The organism is Bariatricus sp. HCP28S3_D3, assembly GCF_052065755.1.
GTDB lineage: Bacteria > Bacillota > Clostridia > Lachnospirales > Lachnospiraceae > Allocoprococcus.
Window position 1 is genome coordinate 157068 of the sequence record NZ_JBQHTK010000005.1, and the last position, 18698, is coordinate 175765.

Genomic DNA, 18698 nt, shown 5'->3' on the forward strand with positions numbered 1-18698 from the left:
ATCACCTGTTCTTCAATATATTTAATGGATTATTGAAAAATATCCTTTCTGCATATTGTTTTCCCATTTTTTTCGTAACATAAGAAGCACATTTCTTCAAATTGAGTTTCCGGTCACTCGTATTATGCGTATCCGACGCAATAAAATCAACCAGATCCTTCTTCATCAGATCCAGACAGAATATCTTAAGCTTCCATCCTTCTTCCCCCAGCACTGACCCTGCATTCAACTGAACCAATGCTCCCATGTCCTTCAGTTCCTGAATCTTTTCCATTTTCTGACAACAGAAATACCTCTCCACATGTGCGATGATCGGCTGATATCCATGAGTGATCAGCTCGTACACATAATTCCGAACCGTCGGGAACAGATCATTCATCGAAAACTCAACGAGCACATATCTGCTTCCGGCCATACTCGGTCTGATTCTGTTATCCATATGTTCTATGATCTGTTCATTCCGATAGTATTCACAGCCAAGGCTCATAGACACGCCCATATTATATGCGATATCGCGCAAATGCCGATATGAATAAATAACCCTTTTCATTGATGGTTCAAACATCTCCGGACGATAGTGCGGCGTAACGATAACATGCTTTATTCCCTGTCTTTTCATATCTTTCAGAATCTTCAGGGATTCTTCAACGGAATCCGGACCGTCATCAACTTTAGGGAGAATATGACAATGAATGTCAATCAAATTCATTTTTATACTCCTACAAGCAGAAAACTCTTCCTGCGGTCAGATGGTCCCACCACAAAGAAGAGTTTTTCTTCCAATCACATCATTAACCAATTAGTTTTCTTTCTTCTCAAGAGCTTTAGCTCCGGCTAATGCTGCAAGTCCGGCAACAGCAGCTACAGATGCTGCAGATGCACTTGTCTTAGGTGAGCTTGCTTCTGTAGTTGTTGTCTGCTCAACTTTTGCGCTTGGGCTCGGTGCAGCCAAAGCAGTCATACCAGCACATGCAACCATAGCTACTGTAAGGCCAAGAGATTTAACAAATTTTGATTTCATCGCTATCTACCTCCTTATTTTGATAGAAGATTGTGATACTAATTTAAATTGTATCCTTATCAGGCTATACTATAACACATTTAGTTGCTTTTGTAAAATATTTTCAATACATTTTTTTGTAAACTTTCGTTGTCAACAATATATTGGGCGTGTCCGTCCTTGTAAATAACCTCACCAGGTACTTCCATAGTCTGATCATCTATATGATATTCCTTCAGAGCAAGCATCTCTTCAGCAGTCATATTCGTTACCATATACGGCTCCATTTTTTGATAAAGGCTCATATACTGCGCCTGGCCTTCCATACCCTGTATCTTTTGGATAAGAGCATTCATAAATTGCTGCTGACGCTTCATTCTGTCCAGATTGCTGTCAAGCTCGTCAATATCCCTTGTACGAACATATTTTTCAACCAGCTTACCGTCCATCGTGATCGTAGCGCCCTTTACAAATGCAGGATCGATCGCCGTATAGTCTTCAGGAATTGTCATCTGAACTCCACCGATCGCATCAGCTATCTCACTCATCCCTTCAAGCGTAAGCGACAGGTAGGACTGAACATCCACTCCATAAAGGAGTTCCGATACTCTTTCTGCCGTAAGGCGGCAGCTCTGCTCCTCTCCGTCACCATATGCATACTGAAGTGCGATCTGCATGGGCTCTGTTCGCACTTTCACTCCGTCTACAGAATATACTTCCACATCAACCATAGAATCTCTGTTAATCTGTAAAATCTTCGCCTGTTTCGTTTCACGGTCTACGATCAACAGATTCAGGCTATCACTCTGCCCGTTTTCACCAGGTCTGCTTCCATCCACACCCTTGGCCTGCTTATCGATTCCCATAAATAAAATTGTCTGTATATTCGTATTCGGTCTGTATTCCACACCGTCAACTACAATTTTATCCGAATTTGTTGTTTCTTCCTGTGACTCTGATTCTGAGATTTTATTTTCTTTGCTGTTCTCATCTTTATCAGTAAAGAAAACAGTATACACTACTCCTCCAATCAGAATACAGCATAACACTGCAAGAACAGCAATAATCATATTTTTATTTTTCATCTGTCAATACAGCCTCCACCAGTAATCTATGATCGGGTTCAGCAGCGATACAGGTGCTCAGACTGATAATTCTGTCATTCGTCGTAACTTCCAACTGATCGTTGTACTTATTTCTCATATCTCTTGAATTTTTTAATGAATCCAGAAAAGCCTGACGATCCTCTTCTTCATCATAATGATAGTATTTCATCAAATGACGATCATCATAAACTACCGCCGCAAAAACTTTATATGTGAGAATATGATCCGGTGTATAGATGACAATTTCACTATGATTTTTCATATATTCATCGTCCAGATAATTACCCAGCTGATGGAACATTGTCTCTACGCCTTCGCCCATCTGATGACCGTAAATCACCGTATTAAAATCAGTAAAATCTTTCTTATTAAAAGCCTGTGTAAAGATTGCGCCTTCAGCAGCATACTTACCTTCCCAGGTGTGCGTTAAATAGTATTCTTCCTGCTCCTCATTCTGAACAACCGGATAATCAATATTCGTACCATCGATCTTGATCCATGCATGCACATCCGGATTCGTCTCCTGAAGCGATGCAAAATCAATCGGTATCACGACTTTCTCTTCTTCATCCGTTGTCTGATTCGTCGTATCAACCACTGCCTCTTTTCTAGCTTTCTCATAAGATTCTGCCGACTTTGCTGCAGACGCATAATACCAGATCAGATATCCTGCACATCCGATTGCCACCGCAAGGAGCAAAATAATCAGTATTTTTCTTCCTTTTTCTTTCATCTGTTAATGCCTCTTTTCCAGCGGGAGAGCTGCCAGAGTATTCAGATCCAGATACTTTCTGACATCTTCTTCGGTCTGAATCGTATCATTCATCAGGTAAATGATAACAATAATACCCATAGCGAGAACTGCACCCAGAATTCCGCCAAGTGCTGTGTTCTTCACCGTGCTCGGACTGGAAGGTTTCTCCGGAGTAACCGCTTCTTCTACAATCTTCGGCTTATCAGTATTCATAATGTATGCCACACGCTCCGCAGTCACTTCCGCCATAGCATTCGCGATCTCTTTGGCAAGATTCGGATCTTCATTCTCCACGGTCATCTTAAGAATACGGGTATCGGATGGATTCAGGGTCGTAATCATCTCTACCAGCTCTTCATATGTATAATCCAGATTCAGTTCATCAATGACTTCCTCAACCACCGGACGGCTCTTTGCCAGCACTTCAAAGTCTACCGTAAGCTGTGCACCCATCTGGATATCGGCAAGGGAAGTTACGCTTGTCGTCTTTGTCAAAATATAAATCTGAGAAGACGCGGAATACTTCGGTGTCAGGAGCATCTTCGTTCCACCGAAAGCAAGTCCTGCACCAATCACCATGCAAAGAATGATCGCCCAAGCCTTCTGCAGGAGCACCTGAAACAATTCCAGTAAATCAATCTCCATCTCATCATCCGGCTGGACCTTCTGCGGATTCATTACCCTAACATTTGTCCTTTGTACTTCTTCCTGTCTCAATTCACTCATAACACATACTCCTCTTCCTGTCATTTCTATCGGTTTGTGGCTTTTATCGTTTATCCATATCAGTAATTTGCACCATTTTGTTTCCAACTATAAATAATACTAAAAGTCTCCTAAGAAGTCAACAAATTTAGACAAATGATTCTTATCTGCGCCGTCTTTTTTTGCATACAACAATAAATATAGCGGCAGCAATCGCTGCCGCAGCCACAACAATACCGGAAAGTGAAAACGCATTTTGCGCTTTCTCTATTGTTTCTTTTTGAAATGTTAACGTATATGTTATCTCATGCGGCACACTCATCGCTGTCGTGTCCGCGATGACCTCCATCTTTCTGTCATACACATAAACAGGAATCTCAAATACCGAATTTCCGTCTTCATTGACCGGAAGATATTTCTCATCGTTCACAATCATATAATCATAATACTCGCTGCTCCACTGAATTCTGGCACAGGCAGTTCCGTCTTTTACTGTCATTTCAGCCGGGGAAGTGATAGCCGCTTTTCCCGTTCCGCCCTCCAGTTCCACCTCGATCGTGTAGGTACCGTCCTTTGCATCAATGGTCTCCGGCTGATCGGGAAGCTCTGCCGCTTCCTCTTTTTTCTGCATTTCCCGGACCAGTTTCTTCTTAGCGGCTTTCTCCAGTTCTTTTTCTTCGTCTGTCTGTGTTTCAGCCACCTCATATGTTTCTGTCATTGTTCTTCCTCTTTCCTATGTAGCTGTTCCAATATACGGTACTCGCTCTTTTCGAAGCTGACGGCTCCAATATCCGGATTCCCCCCTCTTCTATGGAAGCAGTTATGGGAGCAGTTCCCGCACCATTTTCTCATCAAAAGTCACCGACTCCAGATGATTCACCTCGATCTGATAGAGTGCGTTGGCTGCCAGATGCTCCGCCGCCTGCTCCAGATCACGGATACCGCTGGTATTCTTGTAAATATCCATAACCGCATCCAGTCCTTCCGGCGTCAGTACACATTCATTGTCATACATACCGATCCGCTTCATGACTTTCGGCAGTGCAAATCTTGAGAAAATAATCTTCTTCTCTTCCGGTGTATAATCCGGGATCTCGATCACCGCAAATCTGGACATCAAAGGTGCACTGATCTGATCCCTGTCATTAGCCGTCGCAATCGGATAAACGCCGACCGTCGGTATCATACATTCAATATAATTGTCCGTAAATCCCAGGTTATCAAGAAGCGTCAGGAGCACATCCGCCGGATTCCCGTTTCCTTTGCCGGAAGCCGCCTTGTCCAGCTCATTGATGATGAAGACCAGATTTGACTCTCCTGCCATGGCGAAGGCTTCCATGATGATTCCCGGCTTCGCATTTGCATAGATTCGAGAACTACCGGTGAGCTGCTCCGGATCATTGATGGAACTCATATCCAGCGTCGTCCACGGAAGTTTCAAAATCCTTGCAACCGCGTAAGCGATCTGGGACTTTCCGGTTCCGGCAGGTCCGATCAGCAGAAGTCCGTAAGCCGGAAGTGTGTGTGTCCGGTTGATCTGAATGATGGTCTCAATGATTCTCTGTTTCACGCGCTCCATTCCGTATAATTCTTCGTCCAGGATTCTGCGCGCCTCTTCCACATCAATGGCTTCAAAATAATTGCTCTTCCACTGTACGTTCATCATAATTGAAAGAGCTCTCTGTGCATGGCGGCGTTCCTCCTGGGAAACCTCATTGGAACGCGCGACTGCCAGATTTCTTCTCGCCCAGAGACGGATATTGTCGGGAAGCGTTCGCCCCGCACAGTTCATAAAATCCGTAATACTCTGGAGGCTGGTCAGCTTCATGCTGTCTCCCTCTTCCTCCTGATCTTCATCTTCCAGTTCCTCAGTCGGCGCGTTGCTGGAAAGGAGCCGTTCGATCATGAACTGAAGAAATCCGTCTTCCGCGGACAGCTTGCTTCCTCCGCCAAATGCGATTTCGCGGATCTTATACACCGCATATCCTTCCGCCGTATCGGCACCGGAGAGCCGGACACTGATATGATTTTCACCGAGCCATTTGATCAGGCTGACAAAACGCGCATCGATCTTCAGGATATCCGCCTGGACCGTCTGATTTTCTTCCTTCACTTCGAAGGCGGTGCGCTTGACCGGATTGATGAACATTCCGCACGTGTGGTGCTTCAACGCTCCTTTCGAATTATCCAGGATCAGAATTGGATTTTCCGGTGATGTCTCAGACACGTTCGTGCGAAAGATCGTATAGGTACACTCGGAAATTTGTGCCTTTTCCGGCGAATTCTTAAAGTCAAATACTGGCATAATAAGTTCCTCCCTGTTGTATGTATAATTGTTATCTGTATAATAAATGTTGTTTGATAACTAAATTTTCTACTGCAATACCTGCCTTACCGCTTCCACCAGCTTCTGAATCTCCACCGGTTTCGCTATGTGTCCGTTCATCCCGGCAGCTGCGGCGTTCCTCTTATCTTCTTCAAATGCATTGGCAGTCATGGCAACGACCGGTACTTCTGCAAGAGAATGATTCTCCAGATTCCGAATCGCTCTGGTCGCCTCATACCCGTTCATTACCGGCATCTGGACATCCATGAAAATGATATCATACGAATCCTCCAAAGAGGCTTTCACCTTCTCCACTGCGCGGGCACCGTTCTCGGCCGTATCCGTGCGGAATTTCATTTCCTGCAGCATATAGAGCGCGATCTCCCGGTTCAGTTCATTATCTTCCACGAGCAGCGCATGTATGCCTTCAAATTCGGCAGAAGCGCGGTCCGTTTCGATGCCAGAATCCTGTGTACAGGTATCTTCCTTTTCTGCCTCTTCCAGAACAAAACGGAGCGTATAACTCGTTCCTTCCCCTTTTTTGCTGTGGCATGTAATTTCACCATCCAGCATATCTACAAGCCGCTTCACAATCGGGAGTCCGAGTCCGGTGCCTTCGATTCCGGCAACCTCCTCCCCTTCTTCCCGCTCAAAGAGTTCGAACTGTTTTCTCTGGAATTTCTCGCTCATTCCGATCCCGTTGTCACAGATACGGATCTCATACACGGAAGATTTCTCTTCGACGCGCTCTTTCTGCGAAACAGAAAAAAGGGGATCAAGAATGAGGGCACCTGTTCCGTCCGGCGCATATTCAATTCCTTCAATGACGCCCCCATCGTCCATCATGAATTTCGACATATTCTGAAATTCATCGGGCCCAATCTCATAACCGTCTTCCACCAGTTTCTTCAAAATATCCGCCACCACAAGGTATTTATTGATCTGCGCTTCTATTCTTCTGGATGCTGCCCGCGCCGTATAGCGCGCCTGTTCTTTCTGTGTCTGTGCACTCAACTGACAGATATGATAGGCGGCACCGCCTATACCGATCAAACAAACGAAAAATACAAGCACAGTCCTGCTCCGGATCTTACGATATAATTTATGTTCTTTCATTTCAGCCAGCTCCTTACTCAAGCACATATATGCTCAAGACATTTTTTAAATTTTACCATATAGCAGGCATCAATTCCAGTTTTTTATTTCTTTTACCTTATCCTTCGGAAGCCCCTCCTCATTTTGGGAATCCTTCTATTTCTCCTTTGTTCCGTGCAGCATATTCAGCAGCACATAGATCACCAGAAGCAAAAGTACCGTTCCAACCAGTATCATATACATCATCGACTCACTGACCTGCGTGCCGAAGAAATACAGGTTGCAGTCAACCGAGTCTTTGATCGCCTCGATCACTTCAGATGGGAAATTCTGATTGCTCATCTCTTCAAATACACCCCTGAGCGCGTGATTGCGCAGAAGAGAAGTTCCGTAAGTTCCCGGAAGGAAGGAGATCACCTTCTGCAGTCCGTCCGAGAACTGGGAAATCGGCATATAGGCGCCGCACAGAAATCCATATCCCGCACTGACGATCGTACCAACTGCGGAAATCTGTCCCTGGCTGGATAGAAAATGATTGATGATGCTTGAAATCGCGGTTCCGAACATCACCAGAAGAAATACGTCCAGCAGAAGGAGCATCACATCCTTCACAGTCAGATACCATCCCACTTTGCGGATATACAAAAGGCACACCGCAGTTGCCGCATAACACACCAGAAGTGTGGAAATCAGTGTGGAAATATAGTATCCCAGTGCCAAAGTACTGCTTTTAACCGGTGAGATCGTAAGATCCCTTCTCGCACCGCTCACTTTATCCTGCACCATCAGCATATTGGAACAGAAAGCCACGGTCACACAGCAAACCGCAAGAAGCGATGAAGCCAGCTCTCCACCTACACAGCCGCCGATTAATTTATCAGATACGGATGCCCCTGCCGCCTCCAGCGACGAGCGGAAGGTATCCTCATACACACTGCTCAAAAAGGATGCATACAATACCAGCAAAATCATCGGTGTGATCAGCGAAGTAAAGAACATGCCTTTATCTTTAAAAAATAATTTTGTATCCCGTTTTACAAGCGCATATAATTCCCGCATCCTACACACCTCCCGCCAGTTTCTTTCCGGTCACGGTAAGGAACACATCATCCATTTTCCCTTTCGTGATCTCATAATCCTTGAATATCTCCGGATAGCGGAGGATCAGCTGTGTCGCTGCAGCCGTATTCGGTACCGATACGCGGTACGCATCCCGGATCGCCTCATACTTTGCACCGAGCATTTTGATTTCTTCTTCCTTCGCCCCGTAAATCGTAATAAAATCTCCGGTATACAGATTCTTCAGTTCCAGCGGCGTTCCCTTCGCCACGATCTTTCCATTGTCAAGAATGATGACATAGTCCGCATCCGCCGCCTCTTCCATGTAATGCGTGGTAAGGAAAACGGTCATCTTTTCATTCTTTCTCAGATCACTGATCACACTCCAGAGCGTATTTCTCGTCTGCGGATCTAGTCCCGTCGTCGGCTCATCCAGAATCAGGATCTTCGGCCTGTGGAGCAGCGCTCTCGCAATGTCGATCCGCCTTCTCTGACCACCGGACAATTTGCCCACCGTCCGCTTCAGAATGTCTTCAAAATCCAGAAGGCGCGCCAGCTCTTTCAGTCTCATCTTAAACGCTTCCCCGGTGATCCCGTAGAGCGCCGCCCGGCTCTCCAGATTTTCCCGCACACTGAGTGCCTTATCCAGAACCGAATTCTGAAACACCACGCCAAGCTCCCGCTTCACTGCATCCACATTCTGGTCCAGATCACTTCCGTCGATCACAATTTTCCCACTGTCTTTCGAAAGCTGACCACACATAATGTTGATCGTCGTCGATTTCCCCGCCCCGTTAATGCCGAGGAAAGCAAACAGCTCTCCCTCCTTCACACAAAAGCTCAGATCCCGAACCGCTTTCACCTCACCAAAACTCTTATTCAAATGCTTGATCTCAATAATATTTTCCATATTCTCTCTCCTTTGCGAAGCCGGATCTCTTTCATCCTTTTTCAATATTGTAAACGAAACAGGAATTTTGCGATAGAACGTAATTATACCGAAATGTGTCAATTATTTAGATTGTTTATTGTTCATATGGTACGAAGATTAGAATTCCATCATCTCTATTGCACATTGATGAACTTTCGTCTTTTTGTCATAATTGATGCCAACCAGCAAAATGTTTCCACTGTACTGCATCAATGATTCTGGATATTTCTTTTCCTTAATCTGTTTCAATGCTGTATCCACCGTTTTATTCCATTTGAGTTCCACCACCAGGGCCGGATAATCCATAACGTATTCCGGCTTTGGAATATACACAAAATCCGCAAATCCTCGCCCCGTCGGAAGTTCCCGAATTGGCTTAAAATAATACTGCATGGAACTCAAAAAAGCGATGGAAAGTACACTACTTAAAGCATTTTCATTATTATACTGTATGGCTGACGCATATTCATCATGAATCTTTTCTATGCCAGCAGCGACTTCTTCTGCTTCCATATCCAATGTAGCATTTAATAAGTTGACCGACTGCTGCTCAAACGCAATTAATTCATTCCACTTCTTTTTCTTTGTAGCAGAAATAAACTCCTGCCGGATTTCTTCATTTGGGATGTAAGCAGTTTTCTTCTTCTGGTCATATGCAAGATATCCAAGATGAATGAGCAGCGTCAGAACATCTTCTTTGTCAATAAAGCTGACCATATCGTTCTGAAAAAATGACGTATCCACCTCGATTGATGCGCCAGAGATCATTTCAATGATCGAAGTTTTCAATCCATCAAAATCCATGTCGATATAAGGCCTTATAGATTCAAATGTCCCTGTCTGGGACCAGTAACTTTGAAAATTGCCCCTGTCCATCACACTTATAACAGCTCTCGGATTATAAATATGCAGATCAGAAAGTAGATAGCCATCATACCAGCGCTCAACTCCTCTGAAATCCCTATTATACTTTTCGCACAGTTCCTTAACTTCCTCTTCTGTAAATCCAACATAAGGAGCAAGCACGCCTGCATCAAGCATCGTATATTCCTCAAAATTATTTAACGCTGACTGCGTTTTTACTTTTTTGATCGGCAGGATTCCTGTCAGATATGCAAGACTGATAAACTTTGTAGGCTCATTACCCTTAAACATACCTTTCAAAAAATCAATATACTGCTCCTGTATTTCTCTGTTATCCGCTTCATCACGAATGAGAACATCCCATTCATCAATGATGACTATGAATTTATTTCCTGTTGCAGTATAAATCTGTGACATTGCATCGGGAAGCGAACTCACCGAATCTGCAAGGATGCCCGGATACGCTGTTTTTAATTCCTCTATTGTACTTTTTTCAATAAATTCAACCACATGTTCCGGCCCATTAGCCGGAGCCAGACACCACTGAATGTCCAAATGGATCACATCATATTTATTCAAGTATTTTTCGAAAGAATCCATGCTGCTGATCTGTAAACCAGAAAACATTTCTTTCGAATCACAGCCCTTACTATAGTATGCTGTAAGCATATTAGCCGCAATTGATTTGCCAAAACGGCGCGGGCGGCTGTTGCAGATAAAAGCCTTCATGGTATCGATCGCTTTATTAGTGTATTCGATTAATCCGGTCTTATCTACATATATTTCGGAGTTCAGTGTGATCTGAAATGCACGATTATTCGGATTCAAGAATCTTCCCATTTGCCCATACTCCTTCCAAAAGTGTCATTCATTTTGATTGAATTGTACCATACGAAAGTAGCAAAAGCAATCCACACGCCCAAAAACTCGATGCATAACCTTTGGTAACGCTTACCGCTTTCACCCAGGCCTTTTATGGAAACGCCACCGGCGTTCTTTCCAATAAAGAAAAAAGCAGGCAAAATCTTCTTAATTCCGATTTTACCTGCTTTTCATCATTCTATAAATCTGAATACAATTCTTCCTGATAAAGCCCGTCGCTGATCAGTTTCTTGAAACTTTCCATAACCGCTTCTTTATCTTCCTTATATGTAACGCCAAACCATTTATCTTTGGTCTCCAACACCTTAACAGTATATTTTTCTCCACGGATCAGTCCACCGATCAGGGTCGGAAGTAAATACTCTGCTTTCAAAGGATTCTCCGGAACATCTTTCTCAAAGAAGGTGCGGAACTCTTCTTCCAGAACCTTAAGAAACACCGGTGCACATCCTTCCTCTGCCGGGAAGCCCCACATATTCATGGAAACATAAGACTCCGGATCAAGCTTCACTCCGTCAGCCGATGCACCGACAACTCCTGATTCATCAACCGTTTTCACGATATTGCCGGTTTCCACCACATCGATAACATGAGTATGACCCTCTTCCACTTTGCAGACACCTCGCGTCACACCGCCATTATCGGATAATGTATTTTTCAAAATGAATCCCGCCATGGCAATTGCATTGTCTGCATGATCTACTACCAGCCAGTCATGCATCTGACGGTACGCTTCTTTTCCATAATAATCGTCTGCATTGATCACCATGAACGGCTCATGGATCTCATCCTTCGCAGCTAGGACGGCCTGTCCGGTTCCCCACGGCTTGGTACGACCCGCAGGAACTTCAGCCGGAATATCGTTCAGATCCTGGAACGCATAGGCCACTTCAACGCCCTTCTTACCACATACAGCTTCAATACGATTTCCGATCCGCTCTCGGAAATCAGATTCGATATCCTTGCGGATGACAAAAATAATCTTGTTAAATCCGGCCTCAATCGCGTCATGAATCGAATAATCCATGATGATCTCGTCATGCAATCCGACAGGTTCCAACTGTTTGATTCCTCCACCGAAACGAGAACCGATACCGGCGGCCATGATTAATAATGTTGTCTTTTTCAAAATATTATTTCCTCCTGCACTCTTAATTCATCTCAACTAAATCTCAGACTCAAACGGGCTCTCCGCATCCGGATCATAATACTGTTCACAATCCGCCTGCCAGTCTTCATATTCATTTACTTCTGGCATTTGACAGAGCCTCATTTACACTAGAAATATCACCTACTCGAAAGAAATGAGTTCCGACGATCATTTGTAACCAAATCCTTACATCAAAATAATGTTAGCATAGGAAGAAGCAATTATCAATCTATTTCTCATATTTCTCGATCATGCAATGATATTCTTTACTCCTGGGCTCATAGCTTATTCCGTGTGGATTTTTTCAATGATGTTTGCAACTGATTCTCCATCCAGATTCAGCGTGGCTTCAAGGAGGCGTTCGGATTCTTTCTGAAAAGAAATATCATCATTTCTTTGAAGTCTTTATATTCTTGTACAGCGCCCACCAATACTAAAATTAGGAGACAATCTCTTCTATCGAACGAATGGTTTTGACATGTTGGTTTACGGATTACAACTTTTTTGGATATTCAGATTAATTTGCAAGCGCAATCTGAGCCTCATTCGTTGTCACTGTATTTCCGCTGCCATCTGTAATGACACAACGGTATTTCTGTCCAATACGGCTTTCTGTAATATTTACTTTTATCTGCTTCGTACGTGCACCTGTCATAGAAGAATTTTTCCACATATTGGATCCTTTATTACAGTACTGCCACTGGTACGTCAGTCCTTCGCCTTCTTGTAATCCCGACTCCAACCTATCAATTAGACTGCTCTCCCAAACAAAATGATTCAACAGAAGATCCTGCCATACCAGAGAATACAGATAATCTTCCGTTTCATTCTGTGGATGTATCGAAGTTGAAGGTTGTCGTGGTTGATAAGAACACCATCCGGGATGCCAGCAGATTTAAGATGACAAAATAATTTTCTACTACTTATAAAAAACTTCACCCGGCCAAGCAGTGCCGGGTGTTATTCGTATTATGATCGTTGATCCAACAATACCTACAATCATATATGCGGGACAAACGATAGTATTTTTGACAACATCTATTCCGGATATTTTTACTGATGCGGAACCAAGGAATAAGATAATTACGTAAGTACATGTAATATATGTATGGTGAGTTATCATTTTTTACAAAAGATCACCATTTCAAATCAAATGAAATTAGCTATGATTTATACTTTTGCCGAATTGTTTTGACATGTTAGTTTCCGGATTACACCTGTGTTAAATTTACTTCACCGTAGCAATAAATGCTCCGGCATCCTTTGTGATTGCGAAACCACAATCTGTTTTTTTCTTCACGAAATTATAAAAATCATGATACTTATCAACAATATATCGATTCTGATTTCCATGGCAAGACAGAATGTATGCAATTAAAGGCTCTGGCTTTGTTACCGTCAGGCTGTCTTCAAATTGCTGCCAGCTCACCTCTGAGAAATACTGTGATAACTGCGCCCCGCCATTATCTTTTCCAAATTTATCAAAGAGTACATCGGCAGATAAAATAATCCTATCATCGAACTCCCGCACCAATTTGCTGACCTCCTGCATGTGCCTGCTACTGTAGGTACTGCAAATCATTCTTCCACCAGGCTTCAATACACGTCGAATTTCAGAAAAAACCTTTTCTAAATCCTCGCAATAGAACAGCATATGATTGGCGATCACAACATCAAAGCTTCCGTCATCCGCATATATATGATGGGCATCCATCACCTGGCACTGAATGTCATGATTCAGCTCCGCCAGCTTTTTACCGGTTTCTCTGACGATACCATCGGAGATATCTGTTAATATTATAGAAGCATTATCTGGAATCAGATTCACATTCTGGGTCCAGAGTGATCCGTCACCGCACCCCAGCTCCAGTACCCTCTCGCCGGGCTTAATATCCGCCATCCGGTAAAGCCAGGGAAACCATCCCTCTTTGTTTTCAGAGTATGCACTATGCAGATGGATGCGTGCGGAAATATTGGAAGAATTAACATATTGTGTTTTTAGCTTCTGCTCTAATTCGTTCGCATTGGAAAGTCTCATCATTTCACTCCAGTTTACTTCCCTGCTTTCCAGAATCGCTTCTCTTGCTTCCTGAATTGATTTTTTCATCAGAATCATCTGTTCAATGTGCTCATCCAGCAAACTCGTCTGCATCTGTAAAGATTCCAGCCAAAAACCCTGGTCTGTTCCTCTGACTGTCAGCTCCTTAATATCAGAGAGAGGGAAGGAAAGATATTTCAAGAACAATATCTGCTGCAATTTTGCAAAATCATTATCCGTATAATATCTCGTTCCATTCTCTGCCACATAGGAGGGCTTCAGGATATTCTGATCATCATAATAGCGCAATGTTTTCTTCGTCACATGAGCCATTTCAGCAAACTTACCGCTGGCATAATAACCATCTTTTTTCATCTGTACCCTCCTTTCATTCCGTCAGTTTTTTACAGTTTTGCCTCTTCTAGGTATCTTCTCACTGCATCCTGCCATGTCGGCAAAGGCTCAAAACCGTTTTCAATCAGCTTGCTCTTATCCAGTCTGCTGTTTACCGGTCTCGCAGCTTTAGATAATCCATACTCTTCAGTAGAAACAGGCACCACTCTGGTCTTCAATCCATACTGCCGGTAGAACTCACAGCAGAAGTCGTACCAGCTAATGTAGCCGCCCTCATTCGTGGCGTGATAGTAGCCGTACTTCTCGGTCTCGCACATATCCACAAGTAGGCGTGCCAGGTCGAAGCAATAGGTAGGTGTGCCAATCTGATCATTGACCACCCGAACTTCATCATGGGTCTTGCCCACATTGATCATGGTCTTGATGAAGTTCTTACCGTTCAGGCCGAACACCCATGCGATACGGACGATGAAGTACTTCTCCAGCGTGTTCGCAACCGCCAACTCGCCTTCTAATTTGGTCTGACCATAGACGTTCAGCGGCTTATAGTCCTTGCAGTCCGGTTTCCAAGGCTCTGTTCCCTGACCATCGAACACATAGTCGGTGGACAGATAAAGCATCTTGCAATTCAGTTTCTTGCAGGTATCAGCAATGTTCTGGGTACCGCCTGCATTCACTTTTCTAACAGCTTCTACCTTATCGTCATCTTCTGCCATATCCACAGCAGTCCATGCAGCACAGTGGATCACCGCATCCGGTTTGACAGCTTCAATCACCTTGGAAACCGCATCTTTATCTGTGATGTCCAGCTTTACGTAGTCCATTCTGGTAACCGCGCTACCATCTGCGACACCTGCATAGGTATCTGCCATATCAGAACCGATGCCCTGATGACCTCTTTTATTCAATTCATTCATGACATCATGGCCCAGCTGACCATTAACGCCTGTTACAAAGAACTTCATATCAATTTCTCTCCGTGTAGTTCTTCTCAATCCAGTTGAGGTATTCTCCACTCGTGCATTCTTCAGTCCACTTTCTACCTTCTTCAGACAGGTACCAATCGATGGTCAGCACAATACCATCCTTGAACATGGTGGTCGGTCCCCAACCAAGCTCTTTATTTGCCTTTGCAGGATCAATTGCATATCTCTGATCATGTCCATGACGGTCACCAACATGTGTAATCAGACTTTCAGGTTTACCCAGCTTGTCCAAGATAATCTTTACGATTTCGATATTTGCTTTCTCATTGTGACCACCGAGGTTATAAACCTCACCAACACGGCCCTTTTCAATGACAGCGAGAATTCCGTAGCAGTGATCCTTTACATACAGCCAGTCACGGACATTCAGACCTTCGCCGTAAACCGGGAGCGACTTGTCATGAGTGGCATTGTGAATCATCAGGGGGATCAGCTTCTCCGGGAACTGATATGGTCCATAGTTATTGGAACAGCGGCTGATCGTCACAGGAAGACCGTAAGTACGGTGATATGCAAGTACTAACAGGTCCGCAGATGCCTTACTGGTGGAGTAAGGAGAACTTGTATGCAGAGGAGTATCTTCATGGAAGAACAGGTCGGGACGATCTAATGGAAGATCACCATAAACCTCATCTGTAGAAACCTGATGGTATCTCTCAATTCCATACTTACGGCAAGCATCCATTAATACTGCAGTACCAAGGATATTGGTCTCTAGGAAAATCTGAGGATTTGTGATGGAACGGTCAACATGAGATTCTGCTGCGAAGTTCACAACGATATCTGGCTTTTCCTCTTCAAAAATCTTCTCGATTGCCGCTCTGTCTCTGATGTCTGTTTTAAAGAACTTGTAGTTAGGGTTTTTCAGTTCTTCTTCAATGGTGGAAGGGTTTGCAGCATAAGTGCAGACATCCACATTCAGGACTCTATATTCAGGTCTTTCTGCCAGCAGAAGTTTGCAGAAGCAGTTTCCAATAAAACCAGTACCACCGGTTACTAAAATAGTCTTACTCATATCTCTATCTCCCATTAACAGTTCTCGTTGTAAATAAACTGATTATCAGAAGTATCAAGTGTTGGGCCAATCATGTCCTTTTCGCTTAATATCGGTTCAATACCATTCAGCAGACTGCCCCAATCTACATTGACCTCAGGTGCATCGTATCTCATGCCGCCCTCTGCTGGTTTGTTATAGACATTGTCACATTTGTAGCGGAACTCAACGTCATCTGTGAGTGTCAGAAATCCGTGTGCAAATCCACGAGGAATAAAGAACTGTCTGTGGTTCTCCGCTGATAATTCAACAGATACCCACTGTCCAAAGGTCGGACTGCCTTTACGAATATCTACAGCAACATCGATGACAGTACCTTTTGTGCAAGACACTAATTTTGCCTGTGCATAAGGCGGATTCTGCCAGTGAAGACCACGAAGGGTTCCTTTTTGCGCCGAGAAGCTCATATTGTCCCGGACAAATTCTGTGGTAATCCCTAGCGCTTTATATTTCGGCTTGTTATAGGTTTCTGTAAAATACCCACGGTGGTCACCGAAAACATCCGTCTCGATAATTAACACACCTGGAATTTTTGTCTCGATTGCTTTCATTACCCTCTTACCTTTCCTTCTGCTACAGCCTGCAGATGCTTTCCATATGGACTCTTCCCATAACGTGCAGCGGACTCCAGCAGTTTTTCTTTATCAATCCACTCATAACGGAATGCGATCTCCTCCGGCGCGGAAATCTTGATACCCTGTCTCTTTTCTACCATCTGGACAAAATCAGCTGCTTCCACAAGGCTATCCATTGTACCGGTATCGAGCCATGCAAAGCCACGACCAAGAAGCTGAACATCAAGACGACCTTCGTTCAGATACATCTCATTCAGCGTTGTGATTTCCAATTCTCCTCTTGCGCTAGGCTTCACTTCATTCGCCTTAGCACTTACACCTGCAGGATAGAAATACAGACCTGTTACAGCATAGTTGGATTTCGGATTGAGCGGCTTTTCTTCAATGCTGGTAGCCTGTCCATTCTCATCGAAAGCAACAACACCGAATCTCTCCGGGTCTGGAACGTAATAGCCAAACACGGTAGCACGGTTGTTTTCCTCAGCATCAACTACAGCTGCTTTCAAAATCTTACTGAAGCCATTACCATAGAAAATGTTGTCACCAAGAACCATTGCTCCAGCTTCTCCATTAAGGAACTCCTCGCCAAGGATAAATGCCTGTGCCAGTCCATCAGGACTTGGCTGAACCTTGTACGAAAGTTTGATGCCATACTGAGATCCATCTCCAAGTAGAGCCTCAAAACGAGGTGTGTCGGTAGGCGTAGAAATAATAAGAATATCCTTGATACCTGCAAGCATCAATGTGGACAGTGGATAATAGATCATCGGCTTATCGTAAACAGGCAGAAGCTGTTTACTGGTAACCATGGTGAGAGGATAAAGTCTGGTGCCGGAACCTCCAGCAAGAATGATACCTTTCATAGTGTTGATACTCCTTTATATATGTTGATTTCTAATGTACTCTTTCGTTACACTTACCACATATACATCATACGCTATGCCCCAAGATCACACTCAATACTTATTTTTCAAAAAATTATACAAAAATTTAGAAAGCCTTTTTCCTGCTTATAGTCATATCACACACATAACTACGGCAAGTATCAAACCAATTATACGAGAAAAGTAGAGTCCGGATTATCGGCAATGAGCTGGTAAGCTATGTAGGACTTCCCCAGCCCAGTGGGATGGACAATACAAGCCCTGTTGGCTTTTTTGAATGATTTGATGAGTGCCTTGTAGGCTTTCAGGTTATGGTCTAGGATTTGCATTTTTTTCCTCTTCACTACTCTTCTTCACTACTCTTCATCCCACTCAACTACAAAACAAAAAAACAAAACAACCCACACAACAAACAAAAGAAGACAAGAAACACAACCAAACACAACAATAAAAAAAGCGCGGGGATGGGTTTTTAGTTGTTTGGTGTGTGTTTTCTCCTTCTCTTCTTATCCGCTCTATTCTTCCACATCCCAACCTAACACCACAACAAAACAAAAATAAAACAACACAGAGAAGAGAAAACAATAAAAGAAGACAAGAAACAATACCAACAAAACCAATCAACTAGTTAAGCAAAAAATCGGGGTGTTTGGTTTCCGAGATAATTGGGAGTGGTACGTATCATTTATAAATCGTTATTCTGTACCCCCCCACAGCCCGTCCAGAAACTCCATTTTTAGGCATAAAATTAGCCCCTTTCTTTCATTGTGTCATTGAAAACTGAATAAAACTCACACATTTGAAAGATAGGGGCTATACTCCCGCCATCAGTTCCATCATTTTTTGAAATCCGAGAAGGTTTTTTGCCCTCTCTATATTATATCCAAGGCAAAAGAGCGCAAACTCCCCCGTGACCTTCCTAAGACCCCGCAGGA

General features: G+C 43.7%; 19 protein-coding genes. All 19 read right to left on the minus strand.

Annotated features, from left to right (window positions below; genetic code table 11):
- Nucleotide 1: 1 nt before the first annotated feature.
- Nucleotides 2-709, minus strand: a complete 708-nt coding sequence (locus ACTNB3_RS06290; RefSeq protein WP_441024794.1) for a CpsB/CapC family capsule biosynthesis tyrosine phosphatase — start codon at nt 707-709, stop codon at nt 2-4.
- 90 nt (nt 710-799) lie between these two features.
- Complete coding sequence (locus ACTNB3_RS06295) at nt 800-1021, minus strand: hypothetical protein (RefSeq protein WP_427820367.1); 222 nt, start codon at nt 1019-1021, stop codon at nt 800-802.
- Nucleotides 1022-1101: 80 nt separating this feature from the next.
- On the minus strand, nt 1102-2085 hold the full coding sequence (locus ACTNB3_RS06300) for an LCP family protein (RefSeq protein WP_427820366.1): 984 nt from the start codon (nt 2083-2085) through the stop codon (nt 1102-1104).
- Nucleotides 2075-2839, minus strand: a complete 765-nt coding sequence (srtB, locus tag ACTNB3_RS06305; protein WP_427820365.1) for a class B sortase — start codon at nt 2837-2839, stop codon at nt 2075-2077. Before srtB ends, ACTNB3_RS06300 begins: the two co-directional genes overlap by 11 nt.
- 3 nt (nt 2840-2842) lie before the next feature.
- Nucleotides 2843-3586, minus strand: coding sequence for a YveK family protein (locus ACTNB3_RS06310; protein WP_427820364.1), 744 nt, complete (start codon nt 3584-3586; stop codon nt 2843-2845).
- 142 nt (nt 3587-3728) lie between these two features.
- On the minus strand, nt 3729-4283 hold the full coding sequence (locus tag ACTNB3_RS06315; protein ID WP_427805795.1) for a hypothetical protein: 555 nt from the start codon (nt 4281-4283) through the stop codon (nt 3729-3731).
- A 102-nt stretch (nt 4284-4385) separates the two neighbouring features.
- Nucleotides 4386-5870: an AAA family ATPase gene (locus ACTNB3_RS06320; RefSeq protein ID WP_427820363.1), complete on the minus strand. Its 1485-nt coding sequence runs from the start codon at nt 5868-5870 to the stop codon at nt 4386-4388.
- 69 nt (nt 5871-5939) lie between these two features.
- The gene (locus ACTNB3_RS06325) at nt 5940-7007 is read right to left on the minus strand and encodes a response regulator (protein WP_441024797.1); all 1068 of its coding nucleotides are present in this window, start codon (nt 7005-7007) and stop codon (nt 5940-5942) included.
- 135 nt (nt 7008-7142) lie between these two features.
- Nucleotides 7143-8045 (minus strand): ABC transporter permease, encoded by a 903-nt coding sequence (locus ACTNB3_RS06330; protein ID WP_441024798.1) that lies wholly within the window; start codon nt 8043-8045, stop codon nt 7143-7145.
- A gap of 1 nt (nt 8046) precedes the next feature.
- Nucleotides 8047-8955 (minus strand): ABC transporter ATP-binding protein, encoded by a 909-nt coding sequence (locus tag ACTNB3_RS06335; RefSeq protein ID WP_441015697.1) that lies wholly within the window; start codon nt 8953-8955, stop codon nt 8047-8049.
- Nucleotides 8956-9093: 138 nt separating this feature from the next.
- Nucleotides 9094-10680: an AAA family ATPase gene (locus ACTNB3_RS06340; RefSeq protein WP_427820359.1), complete on the minus strand. Its 1587-nt coding sequence runs from the start codon at nt 10678-10680 to the stop codon at nt 9094-9096.
- Between the two features lie 220 nt (nt 10681-10900).
- On the minus strand, nt 10901-11851 hold the full coding sequence (locus ACTNB3_RS06345) for a sugar phosphate nucleotidyltransferase (protein ID WP_427820358.1): 951 nt from the start codon (nt 11849-11851) through the stop codon (nt 10901-10903).
- Between the two features lie 538 nt (nt 11852-12389).
- The gene (locus ACTNB3_RS06350) at nt 12390-12653 is read right to left on the minus strand and encodes a hypothetical protein (RefSeq protein ID WP_441024799.1); all 264 of its coding nucleotides are present in this window, start codon (nt 12651-12653) and stop codon (nt 12390-12392) included.
- A 447-nt stretch (nt 12654-13100) separates the two neighbouring features.
- Nucleotides 13101-14285 (minus strand): MerR family transcriptional regulator, encoded by a 1185-nt coding sequence (locus tag ACTNB3_RS06355; RefSeq protein ID WP_441024801.1) that lies wholly within the window; start codon nt 14283-14285, stop codon nt 13101-13103.
- Between the two features lie 29 nt (nt 14286-14314).
- Nucleotides 14315-15229, minus strand: coding sequence for a dTDP-4-dehydrorhamnose reductase (rfbD, locus tag ACTNB3_RS06360; protein WP_441024803.1), 915 nt, complete (start codon nt 15227-15229; stop codon nt 14315-14317).
- A 1-nt stretch (nt 15230) separates the two neighbouring features.
- Nucleotides 15231-16265: a dTDP-glucose 4,6-dehydratase gene (rfbB, locus tag ACTNB3_RS06365; protein WP_441024805.1), complete on the minus strand. Its 1035-nt coding sequence runs from the start codon at nt 16263-16265 to the stop codon at nt 15231-15233.
- A gap of 14 nt (nt 16266-16279) precedes the next feature.
- Nucleotides 16280-16855 carry a dTDP-4-dehydrorhamnose 3,5-epimerase gene (gene rfbC / locus ACTNB3_RS06370; protein ID WP_441024806.1) on the minus strand — a complete coding sequence of 192 codons (576 nt, stop codon included), beginning with the start codon at nt 16853-16855 and terminating at the stop codon, nt 16280-16282.
- Nucleotides 16855-17742: a glucose-1-phosphate thymidylyltransferase RfbA gene (rfbA, locus tag ACTNB3_RS06375; RefSeq protein ID WP_441024808.1), complete on the minus strand. Its 888-nt coding sequence runs from the start codon at nt 17740-17742 to the stop codon at nt 16855-16857. Before rfbA ends, rfbC begins: the two co-directional genes overlap by 1 nt.
- A gap of 191 nt (nt 17743-17933) precedes the next feature.
- Nucleotides 17934-18092, minus strand: a complete 159-nt coding sequence (locus tag ACTNB3_RS06380; RefSeq protein WP_441024809.1) for a DEAD/DEAH box helicase family protein — start codon at nt 18090-18092, stop codon at nt 17934-17936.
- Nucleotides 18093-18698: the final 606 nt, after the last annotated feature.